The 14,685-nt window shown below is 36.6% G+C and carries 13 protein-coding genes; 5 read left to right on the top strand and 8 right to left on the bottom strand.

Annotation, left to right across the window (positions count from 1 at the left end):
• Position 1: 1 nt before the first annotated feature.
• Both HNR69_RS02085 and HNR69_RS02080 read left to right on the top strand, forming a co-directional pair.
• A complete protein-coding gene (locus HNR69_RS02085) occupies positions 2-952 on the top strand; it encodes an ABC transporter permease (RefSeq protein ID WP_075293578.1) in 951 nt (316 codons plus the stop codon).
• Between the two features lie 12 nt (positions 953-964).
• Positions 965-2,557, top strand: a complete 1,593-nt coding sequence (locus HNR69_RS02080; RefSeq protein WP_011608193.1) for a xylulokinase — start codon at positions 965-967, stop codon at positions 2,555-2,557.
• A gap of 122 nt (positions 2,558-2,679) precedes the next feature.
• Here HNR69_RS02080 and HNR69_RS02075 read toward each other — a convergent pair whose 3' ends face one another.
• On the bottom strand, positions 2,680-3,402 hold the full coding sequence (locus HNR69_RS02075; protein WP_012341008.1) for a glutathione peroxidase: 723 nt from the start codon (positions 3,400-3,402) through the stop codon (positions 2,680-2,682).
• A gap of 122 nt (positions 3,403-3,524) precedes the next feature.
• On the opposite strand from HNR69_RS02075, the gene oxyR reads away from it, so the two are divergent.
• On the top strand, positions 3,525-4,439 hold the full coding sequence (gene oxyR, locus HNR69_RS02070) for a DNA-binding transcriptional regulator OxyR (protein WP_011608195.1): 915 nt from the start codon (positions 3,525-3,527) through the stop codon (positions 4,437-4,439).
• Positions 4,440-4,565: 126 nt separating this feature from the next.
• On the opposite strand, the gene mscL is transcribed toward oxyR, so the two are convergent.
• From mscL to HNR69_RS02035, 7 genes are all read right to left on the bottom strand, one after another.
• The gene (mscL, locus tag HNR69_RS02065; protein ID WP_011608196.1) at positions 4,566-4,961 is read right to left on the bottom strand and encodes a large-conductance mechanosensitive channel protein MscL; all 396 of its coding nucleotides are present in this window, start codon (positions 4,959-4,961) and stop codon (positions 4,566-4,568) included.
• Between the two features lie 84 nt (positions 4,962-5,045).
• Entirely contained in the window at positions 5,046-6,422 is a 1,377-nt protein-coding gene (trkA, locus tag HNR69_RS02060) for a Trk system potassium transporter TrkA (protein ID WP_012341010.1), read from the bottom strand.
• Positions 6,423-6,506: 84 nt separating this feature from the next.
• Positions 6,507-7,895: a 16S rRNA (cytosine(967)-C(5))-methyltransferase RsmB gene (gene rsmB / locus HNR69_RS02055; protein WP_075293577.1), complete on the bottom strand. Its 1,389-nt coding sequence runs from the start codon at positions 7,893-7,895 to the stop codon at positions 6,507-6,509.
• Positions 7,892-8,845 carry a methionyl-tRNA formyltransferase gene (gene fmt / locus HNR69_RS02050; protein WP_075293576.1) on the bottom strand — a complete coding sequence of 318 codons (954 nt, stop codon included), beginning with the start codon at positions 8,843-8,845 and terminating at the stop codon, positions 7,892-7,894. Before fmt ends, rsmB begins: the two co-directional genes overlap by 4 nt.
• Before the next feature lie 74 nt (positions 8,846-8,919).
• A complete protein-coding gene (def, locus tag HNR69_RS02045) occupies positions 8,920-9,432 on the bottom strand; it encodes a peptide deformylase (protein WP_075293575.1) in 513 nt (170 codons plus the stop codon).
• Positions 9,433-9,619: 187 nt separating this feature from the next.
• Complete coding sequence (locus tag HNR69_RS02040; protein WP_011608201.1) at positions 9,620-10,249, bottom strand: response regulator; 630 nt, start codon at positions 10,247-10,249, stop codon at positions 9,620-9,622.
• Between the two features lie 14 nt (positions 10,250-10,263).
• The gene (locus HNR69_RS02035) at positions 10,264-12,774 is read right to left on the bottom strand and encodes a class I adenylate cyclase (protein ID WP_075293574.1); all 2,511 of its coding nucleotides are present in this window, start codon (positions 12,772-12,774) and stop codon (positions 10,264-10,266) included.
• A gap of 154 nt (positions 12,775-12,928) precedes the next feature.
• Between HNR69_RS02035 and hemC the strand changes: the two genes are divergently transcribed.
• Both hemC and HNR69_RS02025 read left to right on the top strand, forming a co-directional pair.
• Positions 12,929-13,894 carry a hydroxymethylbilane synthase gene (gene hemC, locus HNR69_RS02030; protein WP_011608203.1) on the top strand — a complete coding sequence of 322 codons (966 nt, stop codon included), beginning with the start codon at positions 12,929-12,931 and terminating at the stop codon, positions 13,892-13,894.
• A gap of 14 nt (positions 13,895-13,908) precedes the next feature.
• Positions 13,909-14,649: a uroporphyrinogen-III synthase gene (locus tag HNR69_RS02025; protein WP_041603898.1), complete on the top strand. Its 741-nt coding sequence runs from the start codon at positions 13,909-13,911 to the stop codon at positions 14,647-14,649.
• Positions 14,650-14,685: the final 36 nt, after the last annotated feature.

Here is a 14,685-nt window from a genome sequence, read left to right as displayed (position 1 = left end):
GATGAGAAGCAAATTTGATCATACTATTTTTTATCTGTTGGCTCTTTTTATTATTACTGTTATTGCCTTTAGTATTTTAATTCCAGATATTTTTTGGTCTGTGAGTAACTTTCAATCAATGGCATCGCAAATTCCAGTCTTAGGAATTTTAACTATTGCAATGGCATTACCTATGCTTACGGGAGGAATAAATCTTTCTATTATTGCCAGTATGAATGCTTGCTCATTAATTATTGCTTGTTTTATTACGAAGCATGCAGGGATTTCTTGGCTATTTCTATCTATTGTATTAAGCTTTTTATGTGCATTAATTATTGGGGTGATCAATGGTGCACTGATTGCTATTATCCGAGTTTCACCGATTCTAGCCACGTTAGGCACAATGACATTAATTAATGGCATAAATATATTAGTAACAAATGGTTCAACGGTTGCTGGCTTTCCAGAAATAATACTGAGTATTAATACCTCAACTTTTTTATGGTTGCCACTGCCTATTCTGATTTTTTTATTCCTTGCTGGACTTGTTTGGTTTTTCTTAGAAAAAACTTCTATGGGTAAAGCGGTTTATTTTATCGGCAATAATGAAAAAGCCACATATTACTCTGGCATTAATACCAAGAAAGTTCTAATTTGGATATATATTATCTCCTCTGTACTCTGTGTATTCGCAGCCCTTTTAATGATGTCTAAACTCAACTCAGCCAAAGCATCGTATGGAGATTCTTACTTGCTCATTTCCATTTTAGCGGCAGTACTAGGTGGATTTAATCCTGATGGCGGCAAAGGAAAACTTATCGGCATTATGTTAGCTCTTGTATTACTACAGGTTATTGAAAGTGGATTAAATATGTTAGGTATCAGTAGTTATATTACGATGATTTTATGGGGTAGCTTATTACTACTGTTTATATTCTTACAAAAAAATCGTCTTTTCCTATTAAAAAACTAAGGGATGTACGTTATGCAAAATGAAAAACAGCTTATTGAACAAGGTAATATCGTTATTGGTATTGAATTAGGTTCAACCCGAATTAAGGCAGTATTAATTACCTCAGATGGTACTATTTTAGCAACGGGTGGAGCAGATTGGGAAAATAGGTTAATTGAAGGAGTTTGGACATACCATCAGCATGAGATATGGGAAAAACTACAAGCGGCGTATGTAGATTTGAGTAAGACTGTAAAAGCAAAATATCACACCACAATTCGTACTGCAAAAGCACTGGGAATTAGTGCAATGATGCACGGTTATTTGCCTTTTGATAAACAGGGAAATCAGCTGGTGCCTTTTAGAACATGGCGAAACAATATAACTTTAAAATCATCGGAAAAATTAACCGCACTTTTTCAATATCCAATTCCTCAACGTTGGAGTATTGCCCATTTATACCAAGCATTACTCAATAAAGAACCGCATTTATCTGAAATTGATTATATTACAACTCTCTCAGGTTATGTGCATTGGCAACTAACCGAGAACAAAGTTTTAGGAATTGGAGACGCTTCTGGTATGTTCCCGATAGATACTGAGATGCAATCATACAATAAAACTATGCTGACTCAATTTGAGCAGGCTATTATTGAATATCAGATGCCTTGGAGATTAGATGCCATTTTGCCAAAAGTATTAGTAGCTGGAGAACATGCGGGTAAATTAACTTTTAAAGGGGCTAAATTACTTGATCCAACAGGTAACTTACAGGCTGGTATTCCACTTTGTCCGCCAGAGGGTGATGCAGGCACAGGAATGATTGCAACCAATTGTATCAAAGAAAAAACAGGTAATATATCTGCTGGTACATCAGCGTTTGCTATGATTGTTTTGGAAAAAGCCTTATCGAAAGTCTATTCAGAACTGGATATTGTAACTACTCCGGCAGGTAAACTAGTCGCAATGGCACATGCAAATAACTGTACTTCCGATATTAATGCTTGGATAAATTTATTCGGTGAATGTTTAGCTACTTTTGGTGTTTATGTGTGTATGGAAGAGTTATATGAAATGCTTTTTCTGCATGCTTTGCAAGGTGAGCCGGATTGTGGTGGATTACTATCTTACGGTTTTTATTCTGGCGAACATAATGTTGGTTTATCGGAAGGTTGTCCCGTTTTTTTGCATCCAACCAAAGCTCGTTTTAATTTGGCTAACTTTATGCGTACGCATTTTTATACTGCTTTTGGTGCAATGAAATTAGGAATGGATATTTTGATTAATCAAGAGAAAGTGGAAATTTCTCGTATTCTAGGGCACGGAGGTATTTTTAAAACTGAAGGGGTCGCTCAAAAAATATTGTCTTCTGCACTTAATATTCCTTTAGCAACTGCAAGCACAGCTTCAAATGGAGGAGCTTGGGGTATTGCACTGCTGGCGAATTTTCTTACCATTTCTAAAAGATATAATTTGGAAGAATATTTAGATAATTGTATTTTCAACACAACTAAACTTAATCTTATTCAACCGGATAAAATAATGAGTGAAGGCTATGAACGATTTATGCAACGTTATAAACAAGGTATTTCAATTGTGGAAAGTGCACTTTTTTTGAATCAGTAAAGTTACAAGCACATAGAAAAAAGCTTATGTTGTGACGGGCTGAATCGGTTGTAGAACATCTGCCCATAATTGGTTAATAATGTTACTTAACTGTTAGGGCAGATTGATTTTTACGTGTATGATTATGCAAAATATTGTGCTAGATCGTCACTTCCGCCAATATATTGCCCACCGATAAACACTTGTGGCACACTTGTTTTACCTGTGATTGCACGAACAGAAATTGTACTCGCATCACGACCCAGTATGATTTCTTCAAAGGTATAGCCCTTTTCTTTTAGCAATGTTTTTGCTTTTGCACAGAATGGACAGCCGGGTTTTGTGATGATGGAAACTGAAGGTTTTTCTGTCCAATTTGGGTTTAAGTATTTAATCATTGTGTCTGCATCAGAGACTTTAAATGGATCGCCGGGTTCTTGTGGTTCAATAAACATTTTTTCGACTACGCCATTTTTTACCAGCATAGAATAACGCCAAGAGCGTTTACCGAAACCAAGTTCTGTTTTATCAACAAGCATGCCCATACCGCTTGTGAATTCACCATTACCATCGGGAATTACTGTTACATTCTCACTTTCTTGATCAGCTTTCCAAGCATTCATAACGAATGTATCGTTAACTGATACACAAATAATATCATCAACACCTAACGCTTTAAATTCACATGCAAGTTCGTTATAACGAGGTAAATGTGTTGCTGAACAAGTTGGAGTGAACGCACCCGGTAAAGAAAATAATACAACCGTTTTATTGTCAAACAAATCGGCGGTTGTAACATCAACCCATTGATCTCCTTGGCGTGTACGGAATGTTACTTGAGGAACTTTTTTTCCTTCCATAGTCATAATTTTTTCTCCTATATAAAGATTAGTTGATAAAAAATATGATTTTAAGTTTAAACTATGTTATAGTCAAAAACAATCAAAAAAAGTTATTTAATTGTTAATTTCTATGATAGGTGTACAGAATGAATATTCGAGATTTAGAATATCTAGTTTCTTTAGCTGAACATAAACATTTTCGTCGTGCTGCCGATGCTTGTTATGTTAGTCAACCTACTTTAAGTGGGCAAATCAGAAAATTAGAAGATGAGTTGGGTATCGTATTACTAGAGAGAACAAGCCGAAAAGTTTTATTTACTCAATCTGGGTTGCTTTTAGTCAAACAAGCTAAAACTGTTTTACGAGAAATAAAGCTATTGAAAGAAATGGCAAGTAATCAAGGTAAAGAAATGAATGGACCACTACATATGGGTGTCATTCCAACTATTGGACCCTATTTATTACCCTATATTGTTCCGGCACTAAAAAATACTTTTCCTGACCTAGAGCTATTTTTGTATGAAGCTCAAACGCAAAAGCTTTTAGAACAATTGGAAACAGGTCACTTAGATTGTGTCATATTGGCATCAGTTGATGAGGCTGAAGCCTTTATTGAAGTACCGATGTTTAATGAGAGAATGCTACTGGCAGTTTCAGACGAACACCCTTTATCAAAAGAAGATTCGATAAAAATGGATAAGCTGAAAGGATATGAAATGCTTATGCTGGATGATGGGCATTGTTTACGAAATCAAGCCTTAGATTACTGTTTTGCTGCTGGGGCAAAAGAAAATCAGAATTTTCGTGCCACAAGTTTAGAGACATTACGTAATATGGTATCTGCCAATACAGGTATTACTCTCATTCCTGAACTGGCACTCTTAAACGAAGGTTCGAGAAAAGGAATAAAATATCTGCCATGTTTCTCTCCTGAGCCATCTAGAGGTATTTCTCTTGTTTATCGTCCAGGCTCCCCTCTAAGAGGGCGATATGAGCGAATAGCCAATAAAGTTAGTGAAATAATAAAACCTTTACTAAATAATAGAAAAAACGGTAATTGAGGTATAACAGCTATATAATAGCTGTATAAATATCTAATTGTTTGGAAAAACTAAAATTACATCAGGGATAATTCTGTTGGCCTTTAAGTCCGCTATAGCAATTATTAATTCCAGTTTGTTTTTAGGCTATTTTTTTAATAAGTCACGAATCTCTGTTAGTAATTTTTCTTCGTTTGAAGGTGTAATTACCTTTTCTACTTTTGGTTCTTCTTTCTTCAATTTATTTAATGCTTTGATCATTAAGAAAATTGCAAATGCAATAATGATAAAATCAAATATATTTTGGATAAACATACCATATTTTAACGTCATAGCCGGAGTTTTATCGGTTGCTTCTTTTAAAACAATATGTAAGTCTTTAAAATCTACGCTACTGGTGAAAAAACTTAATATCGGCATGATGACATCTGCTACTAATGAGCTGACAATCTTACCGAATGCCCCACCGATAATCACACCGACAGCCATATCGATAACATTGCCCCGCATGGCAAACTCACGAAATTCTTTAATAAAACTCATCACATACTCCTAAAATAAACAAATATAAGTTTGAATAGATCGTAAAAACTTTCAGTTTGATGTATAGAAAATTGATATTATTCTCTAAATAAAGAAAGCATTAGGTTGAAAAAGTTTCTCTATTTCTGTTACATATTTTTTATCACTTAAATAAACAATGATATGATCGCCACTTTCAATGACTACATCTTTTCTTGCGATGATCACAGTATCTTGTCGCAAAATCGCACCAATAATTGCACCATTGGGTAATTTTAACTCTCTAAGTTTACGTCCAATTACTTGTGATGTTGTTTCATCGCCATGCACAATAATTTCCAATGCTTCAGCAATGCCATGACGCAAAGAGATCGCATTTGCAATATCTCCTTTACGTACATGCCCCAGTAAAGCGGAGATGGTAGCTTGTTGTGGAGAAACTGCAATATCAATTGTTCCGCCTTGAACTAAATTGATGTACGCCATACGCTGTATTAACACCATTGCTTTTTTAGCTCCAAGATGCTTAGCCAAGAATGCCGACATAATATTTGTTTCATCATCACTGGTTAAACATAAGAAAGCGTCAATGTTTTCAATATGTTCTTCAAACAATAACGATTTATCGGAAGGATCTCCATGCAATACTAAGGTTTTAGATAATTTTTCCGCAAGTGATGTTGCACGCTCTGCATTACGTTCAATAAGTTTGACTGTGCAGTGATTTTCCAGTTTTTTTGCAACACCCACGGCGATATTACCTCCCCCAATAATCATCACTCGTTTATAAGGTTTTTCCAAGCGTTGCAGTTCTGACATGACCGCTTTAATATAAATTGTTGCACAAATAAAAGTTACCTCATCGCCGGCTTCAATAATTGTCGAACCCTGCGGACGAATCACTTTATCTTGACGTAAAATAGATAAAATACGGCAATCAATATGCGGCATATGGTCTTTTAGGGCGGAAAGAGAATAGCCAACCAAAGGGCCACCATAATAGGCTTTTACTACAACAATACTAATATTTTCATTAGCTAAATGAGCTACTTGTAATGCACCGGGGTAATCAATTAAGCGAGAGATTTCTTCAGTAACAAGTTGTTCCGGTGAAATGATATGATCAATAGGGATCATGTGCGGTTGAAATAATTTATCTTTTTCACGCCAATATTCTGCATCACGAATACGTGCAATTTTTGTCGGAGTGTTAAATAAGGTATAAGCTATTTGGCAAGAAATCATATTTGTTTCATCTGAACTTGTAACAGCTACTAATAAATCTGCGTCAGGTGCTCCTGCTTCTCGTAAAATTCTCGGTGATGATGCAGAGCCGTTAATCACTTTTAAATCATGTTTATCTTGTAAATGTGCCAAACGAACAGCGTCATTATCAATTAACGTTATATCATTGTCTTCACTCACTAAATTTTCAGCAAGTGTTGTTCCTACCTGACCGGCACCCAGAATAATAATTCTCATCAATTCCCTCTTTTAATTTATACAGATTGAATACCTTTATTTTTCATATTTCAACTTCACATTAATTTCTGATAAGTTTTATGATTAATTGGGCAGTTTTCTTAATTTGGCATAATAAAAACCGTCACCTCCCTGTTCTGTTGGAACAAATTGATGACCAATTTCCTCCCCAATGGTAAAAGGCAAAGGTTCTAATTTTGCATCATTGTGCTTGGCTAAGAAATGCTGAATTTGTTGACTATTCTCTTCAGGTAATAAAGAACAGGTCGCATAAACTAAAATACCTTGTGGTTTTAATTTTTTCCAAAGGGCTTCTAAAATTTGTCCTTGCAATTGCACTAGGGGAGTAATATCACTTTCTTGGCGTAGCCATTTTATATCAGGGTGTCGACGAATAACACCGGTAGCGGAACAAGGAGCATCTAATAAAATTCGGTCAAATTGCACCGCACTTTCAGATTTAAAGGTCAGTCCTATAGCATTAAAATCAATCTCTGATAACCATTGCTCCGGCTGGGTTGCATCACCACAAATTATTATAGCTTGTTGTTTCATACGAACTAAATTTTCTTTCACACGTTGTAGACGAGCAGGTTCAATATCTAAAGCGATGACTTTTGCGTTGGGTGCTTGTTCTAAAATATGTGTAGTCTTTCCGCCCGGTGCCGCACAAGCGTCTAAAATAAGTTCGTTATTTTTCGGTTCGAGTAATAAGGCTGACCATTGTGCGTGTAGATCCTGAACGCTCACCCATCCTTGTTCAAAATAGGGTAATAAATTGACCGCACTTGCTTGATGTAGGCGTAATGCTTGCGGGTGATTCGCTGTTGATGTAGATATTCCTCGCTCCATTAAAAGTTGTTGATAATCCGCAATAGAACAATGTTGTAAATTAATGCGTAGCCACATCGGAGGTTTTTGGTTATTCGCTTCAACAATTTCACGCCAATTAGCATAAGATTGTTTTAGTTTATTCACTAACCATTCCGGATGTAAGGTTTGCCAATGCTTATCCACTATCGCCAGAATTTGTTCTTGTTCCCGCAAAAAGCGACGCAAAACAGCATTTAACAGGCCACGGAAACTATCGGATTTTAAACTTTTCGTGGCAGAAACGACTTCGTCCACTGCAGCATGAGCAGGAATTCGGGTATATAAAATTTGGTATAAACCGACCAACAACAAGCAGTGTACGATCCGAGTTTTACCTTTCAAAGGCTTATCCAGTAGGAGTTGAATGATGCGTTCTAATCGAGGTAACACACGACAAATACCAAAACAAATTTCTTGTAGTAGCGGAAAATCCTGCGGTTTGACCGCACTTTGTTGCTCAGGCAGCAAGGTAGAAAGAGATTTACCTTGAACTAAAACTTGTAAAATTACTTCTGCCGCAAGCACACGGACTGAGCGAGGCGTGAAAAGTGCGGTAGATTTGACCGCTCTTTTAGTTTTGTTGTGCTGAGATTTGCTCATAGGACTTGTCCTATCTTAAACCAATCCGCACGGCTGTTTAATAAATCTCGTGCCGACATCGGTTTTTTGCCTGCAGGTTGTAATTGCTCCAAGTTTAATACACCATTTGCTGTCGCTACTTGAATACCTCGTTTATCTGCTGCAAGAATGGTGCCACAAGGCTTATCTTGATGAGGTAACACTGAGGCTTGATAAACTTTTAACGTTTGTAGCGTGCCTTGACTGTCTTGTGTTACAAAATAACTCATTGGCCATGGATTAAACGCACGAATACAACGTTCTAATTGTTCAGCGGATAAAGACCAATCCAGTTTAGCCTCTTCTTTAGAAAGTTTTTCTGCATAATTACTCAGACTTTCATCTTGTACTTCCGCTTTAAATAGACCTTGTTCTAAACCGTCCAAAACCTCAAGTAAGGCTTTTGGTGCAATGTTAGCCAATTTAGTGTAAAGGGAGGTTGAGGTTTCTGTCGGTGTAATATCACAACAGACTTTATGTAACATATCGCCCGTATCCAGCCCCTCATTCATTTGCATAATGGTTACCCCTGTTTTTTTATCTCCTGCCCAAATTGCACGTTGAATAGGTGCTGCACCACGCCAACGAGGTAAAAGCGAACCGTGTACATTGAGACAACCTAAAGGAAATGTTTGTAACACAGCCAAAGGTAAAATTAACCCATAAGCAACAACTACCATCACGTCGGCATTCAAATTACTCAGATTTTCTTGCACCTCAACTTTACGTAAGGATTTAGGTTGATAAACGGGAATATGATGTTTTTCGGCTAAAATTTTAACCGCACTTGCCCGCAATGTTTGTCCTCTTCCTGCAGGTTTATCGGGCTGCGTGTAAACAGCAAGGACATTATGTTGAGATTGGAGTAACGCTTGTAAATGTTGTGCGGCAAAATCTGGTGTACCGGCAAAAATAATATTTAATGGTTTCATAAGATAAGCTAATGTTCTACGTTATGTAATTGATAAAAATAAAAGGCGGACAATCCGTCCACCTATTGTTTAATTTAACGATTTTTTGCGATTTGTTTTTGCAATTTGAGTAGTTTTTCTTTCATGCGTTGGCGTTTTAATGGCGACAAATGATCAGCAAAAACAATACCATTTAAATGATCTATCTCGTGTTGAATACAAATGGCCAACAAACCATCTGCATCTAGCATAAACTCTTCTCCCTGACGATTTTGTGCTTTTACTTTTACAGTCTCTTTACGAGGCACAAAACCACGTAAACCGGGTAATGATAGGCAACCTTCTTCAATACCTGTTTCACCGAAACTTTCAAGAATCTCAGGGTTAATCAACACAATTTGATTTTCTTTAGTTCCTTCAATATCGATCGTGATAATACGCTTATGTACATTTACTTGTGTTGCGGCTAAACCAATCCCTTCTTCGTGATACATTGTTTCAAACATATTATCAATAAAGGTTTGTAATTCTTCGTCAAAAACGCTTACAGGTTCTGCGACCGTTTTTAAGCGTTCATCGGGATAAATTAATACATTCAATAATGCCATAAGTTCCTTTCATATTTTATGTTATAAATTCAAATTGAATTCATTTTACTCGTTTTTATAGGCTTTTTTAAGAAATAAAATAAGGAAATGGGAAAATATCTCAACTGAGATGCGTAAAAAACTTCAGCGAGAGCGATTTACCGGCAAAAGAGCGGTAATTTCTACCGCTCTTTTTTGGGGAATTGTGTTATACGCCTTTATGTTGGAAGTACAAAACTGTTGCGGCAACCCGAGAATGAACGTTTAATTTACGTAATAAATTGCGAATATGTACTTTTACAGTTTCCTCTGAAATAAATAATTGTCCTGCAATTTGTTTATTTGCTAATCCTGTCGCAATGAGTGCCAGTACATTCATTTCCCGATCTGTGAGGGAATAAATAGGATCATCTTTATGTTGACGTTCTAACAGTAAATTTTTGATCGATTCACTGAGAATGACTTCGCCTTGTGTAACTCGTTTTATCTGAGAGAGTAGGGTATCCGGTTCCGTATCCTTTAATAAATAACCGTCAGCTCCTGCATCGATTAATGTGAAAATATCATTTTTCGCATCAGAAACGGTAAGTATTAGAATTCTTGCATCAATTCCTTCTGTGCGTAAAGCCTTTAATGTATCCAGTCCGGATAATCCTTTCATATTTAGATCTAAAATGATCAAATCAGGTTCTAACTGCAATGCCAGATTTACACCTTCACTTCCACTTCCGGCGTCACCTATGACTTCAAAAGATTCATCCAGCTCAAGCAATTGTTTAATACCTCGTCGCATCAAAGGATGATCGTCTATTAAGAGTACTTTTGTTTTGTCAGACATCGATTTTGTCCTCATCATGAGAGTGCAAGGCGGCTATGAAAAGGCACAATTTTTGTTCCACCGTTGCAGTCCGGTAATAATTGATAAAATTGCGGATAGTTAAAATTATGCTGCACGATTTTATATGGGTTGTTGTTTTTATCCAAGCTCGCCGATTGATAAATTTGATTTATCTCACGAATTTTCTGTTCTTTTGAGCCTTCACAATGTCGATAGATTTCAATGTGGTTTTGTTCGTCTAAAATATAGACATTAAAACTTTTATCTTCATTATCTTCAAAGAAAAATTGTAAGAAACCTTCGCTCGCAAAAGCATCCATTTCATAAGGATAATGTTTCTGTTCTGCTAAAAGTGCGGTTTCTTTTTCCTCAATAGTATTACGTAGTTCATTATCAAATACACTATTATTTATCGAAGTGTTTTGCATTTCCTGTAAGCTGAGTCCACGCTCTTCAAAGAATAATTGCCAGTTTTTACCCGCTATTCTCAACATATTATTTTTGGGGGCATCGGTATCACCAATTCGTATATCAATATATTTTTTGATAAGTGCATGGACAATATTGCATAAGGTTTTTTGGTAGTGTTGGCTGTAACAAAAGACGTTAATTGATTTTGGCGGTGTTGAGCCGGGATAAATTTTGTTTGATAACACTTTTAATGCTAATAGAATGGCATTGGCACCCTCAAAATGCAAAGTGCGGATCTCATTCCAGATATTTCTATAAGTGAGGTCAATACTTCCTACGAGACTTTCTTCTGAAGGCCCAAAACTGAATAAGTCACTTGGTAAAATAGTCGACTTACTTTGCAACAAATGAGCAGTTGGATCGTTAGTTAAATTGATTGTAACGGAGAGATGTTTTATTTTGCATTGTTGAGTTAATTCCTTATTTGTTGCTTTTTTAGTACGGGTAATAGGGAAAGATAAACGCAAATCAGCAACGAAATTACGTAGCGTTTTAAGAGATACAGTATCACTATGAATATAAAGCGAAGTGATTGGTGTAAGCAACCCATTAAAATAGGCCCATGAAACTAATTTATTTAGATTTTCGCCATATTCTATGTGGCGTTTTTGACAAAGTCCTTGTACATCCGGTTTTTGTGTTACTAAATACCAACCGGCTTTGAAGAATTTATTTTGTTTCACTTCAATGAATGTTAAGTGCGGTTCCGATAAATCAAGAGAAATAGCTTGATTGAGCAAGGTGATTTTTCCCGGTAATTCTTCAAAAGCGGTGTAAAGTTTTCTGGTCAAGATAGAAACATCTTGTGGCATGATACTGGCATTTACATTATGTTTACGCCCGAAGTTAATTAGATTTCGATAGCTCAACATAAGGTATTGCATCAGGTCATTGTGACTTTCCTTAACTTTTTTGATTTTCCAAGTTGTACGTTGATTTAGATTTTGAAGAAGATTATCTGACCAATTCCACTGCTGTGTAAGTTGATGCAGTTTTTCTGAACGCCAATTATTTTCTTGTTGTTGAACGATATACTCACTGGCTTTCATATAAAAGCAACGTCTCACAAAATCTAATCTTTTGAATTCATTCAGTTTTGTTAAAAAAGAACTCACTCGCTCCAACATTGCTAAGTATGGGTCATAGTGATAGTCAAGATCGTTATTCAGCAGACGTTGTTTGAGTTCTTGTGCAATTAAGTGAGTATTTGGATATTCATAAGAATAACTTTCGAGTAATAAGATTTTGAGTACCGATTTATAGGGGGAATCGATACCTTTATATAGTTGCCATAGACTTGCACCAAAATATTCGTTCGCTGAAAACGCACTCAGACAACCAAAATCTACCCAATCATCTATATTGATTTGCTTTGTTTTGATGAGTCGATTGACTTCAGAACTATAATCTTGTTCATTTGCTACCTTTAGATGTAACCAAAGTAGCGGTTTACCGGCAAGGCGAATAACAGAACGATAGAACTCCTCCAGTAATAACATATATTGTGCGGAGCCACTATTTTCAGAAGTAAGTGCATCGGCATAACGAAAGCTACGAAAACGCTGTTGGTCAATTAAATAAAGATTAATTTCTACGCCAAGACTTCTTGCCCATTGTTGCAATAAGTGATTTTTTTTTGAAAGTTGTTCTTTATCTTCTAAGCTAAGATCTTCTCGGTGGCATACCCAAATATCTAAATCTGAGCTTGGTGTTTGGCTGATAGAACCGATACTTCCCATAACGTAAACACCTAAAATAGGCGTGTCTGTGAGATGTTGTAATGCTGCCAAATGTGTACTAAGTTGCTCCAAATCTCCCTGAGGGAGATGTGTAGTTAAAAATTCCTGTTGGTATTTTGATAATTGAAAACGAGCAATGCCATGTGGGGCATTCGGTAGGTAACCGCCCATCAAGGGATGATTTATGTGTAACAATAAGGTAAGAAGTTGTAATACACGTTGGAACTCTACTGAAGTTGAAGATAGTGCTCTTTCTAAACGTAACTGATCAACAAATTCAACTTGTTTCTTCGCTTGTTGGAGATCGTATTTCAAGTTATTCTCTATCTAGATAAATTAATCGTTGCTTACTCTATCACTCCCCTTGTATGAAAGCAAAAAAATCAAGTAAAAAATTAAATCTACACTGACATTTCAGAGTAACAGTGATAGGATATTGCGATTACGAGTCTAATCTATATTTCTACATATGAGTATCAACAAGACCCTAAAAATTGCGACACGTCAAAGTCCGTTAGCATTATGGCAGGCAAATTACGTTAAAAATCGCCTACAACAACGTTATTCTCATTTAAGTGTCGAACTTGTCCCTATCATCACAAAAGGCGATGTTATCTTAGATACACCTTTAGCTAAAATTGGCGGAAAGGGATTATTTGTAAAAGAATTAGAAAATGCGTTGTTAAATGGTGAAGCGGATATTGCGGTGCATTCGATGAAAGATGTGCCAATGCAATTTCCGAAAGGATTAGAGCTAAGTGTGATTTGTCCGAGAGAGGATCCTCGTGATGCATTTGTTTCAAATAAGTACCGCACTTTAGACGAGTTACCGCAAGGTGCTATTGTAGGAACATCGAGTTTACGTAGGCAATGTCAACTCAAAAACTGGCGAGCGGATCTCGATATCCGTTCTTTACGTGGTAATGTTGGAACAAGATTAAATAAGTTAGATCAGGGTGATTATGATGCGATTATCTTAGCTTCGGCAGGATTAATTCGGTTAGGATTGACTGAACGTATTCGCTCTTTTATTGAAATTGATACGATTTTACCTGCTTGTGGACAAGGTGCGGTAGGAATTGAGTGTCGGGTAGATGATCGAGATGTGCAATCTTTATTGATGCCGTTGGCTGATCAGACGACCACTTATTGCGTATTGGCAGAGCGTGCAATGAATTTTCATTTGCAAGGTGGTTGCCAAGTTCCGATTGGTGCTTATGCAATTTTAGAGAATAATCAGTTATATTTGCGTGGTTTAGTGGGAGATGTTCACGGTTCACAAATTCTATCGGCAGAAGGGCAATTTGAATTATCTCTTGATTTTGAATCATCGCAAAGTGCGGTGCAAAAAGCGGAAGAATTAGGCGTGAGTATTGCTGAACAATTATTACAGCAAGGTGCAGATAAAATCTTACAGGCTGTTTATCAATCATAATTGAGTAAGAGGCAATGGCAGTTTTAATTACACGACCCGGTGAGCGAGGAGAGCGACTTGTTGAGATGCTTAATAAAGCCGGAATTATGGCACTCCATTTACCGCTTATTTCCATTATAGCGGGGCAAGAATTAAATCGATTACCCAATAAATTACAACAATTAAATTGCGGTGATTATGTAGTTGCAGTATCTAAAAATGCGGTGGAATATGCACAAAAAACCTTAAGTGCGGTAGGTTTTTGTTGGCGTTCGGACTTATATTACTTTACGGTTGGGCAACGAACTGCAGAATATTTTGCGAGCCAAATAGAAAATTCGGTGTATTATCCTGTTGAGCAAGAAAGTAGTGAAGGATTACTTAATTTACCTCAAATGCAAGACCTTCAGGCACGGAATATTTTGATTTTGAGAGCGAATGGAGGACGGGAATTTTTTACTGAGCAGGCTATTTTGCGAGGAGCTAAAGTTGAAACTCTGGAATGTTATCAACGAATGCCCATTGAATATAATAAGTTGGAAAAAATTAGTTTATGCCAACGTATTGGGGTAGATACCATTGTTGTAACAAGTCAAGAGATGCTAAATTACTTAGTGAAACTTGTGCCAACCAATGAAACAGGCTGGTTATTCAGTTGTCGTTTAGTAACGGTAAGTCAACGTATAGCGGCATTGGCAAAAAGTGTTGGGTGGACAAATATTGTTGTGGCAGATAAAGCGGATAACTTGAGTCTTTTCCTTGCATTGCAACAATGAAGGCTGGAATTTCATTTGATTAAGGAATAAAAATTA

The sequence above is a fragment of the Histophilus somni genome, from assembly GCF_014202395.1.
Lineage (GTDB): Bacteria > Pseudomonadota > Gammaproteobacteria > Enterobacterales > Pasteurellaceae > Histophilus > Histophilus somni.
The sequence above is the reverse complement of the archived record's forward strand: the minus strand, read 5'-3'. Positions and strand labels throughout refer to the sequence as shown.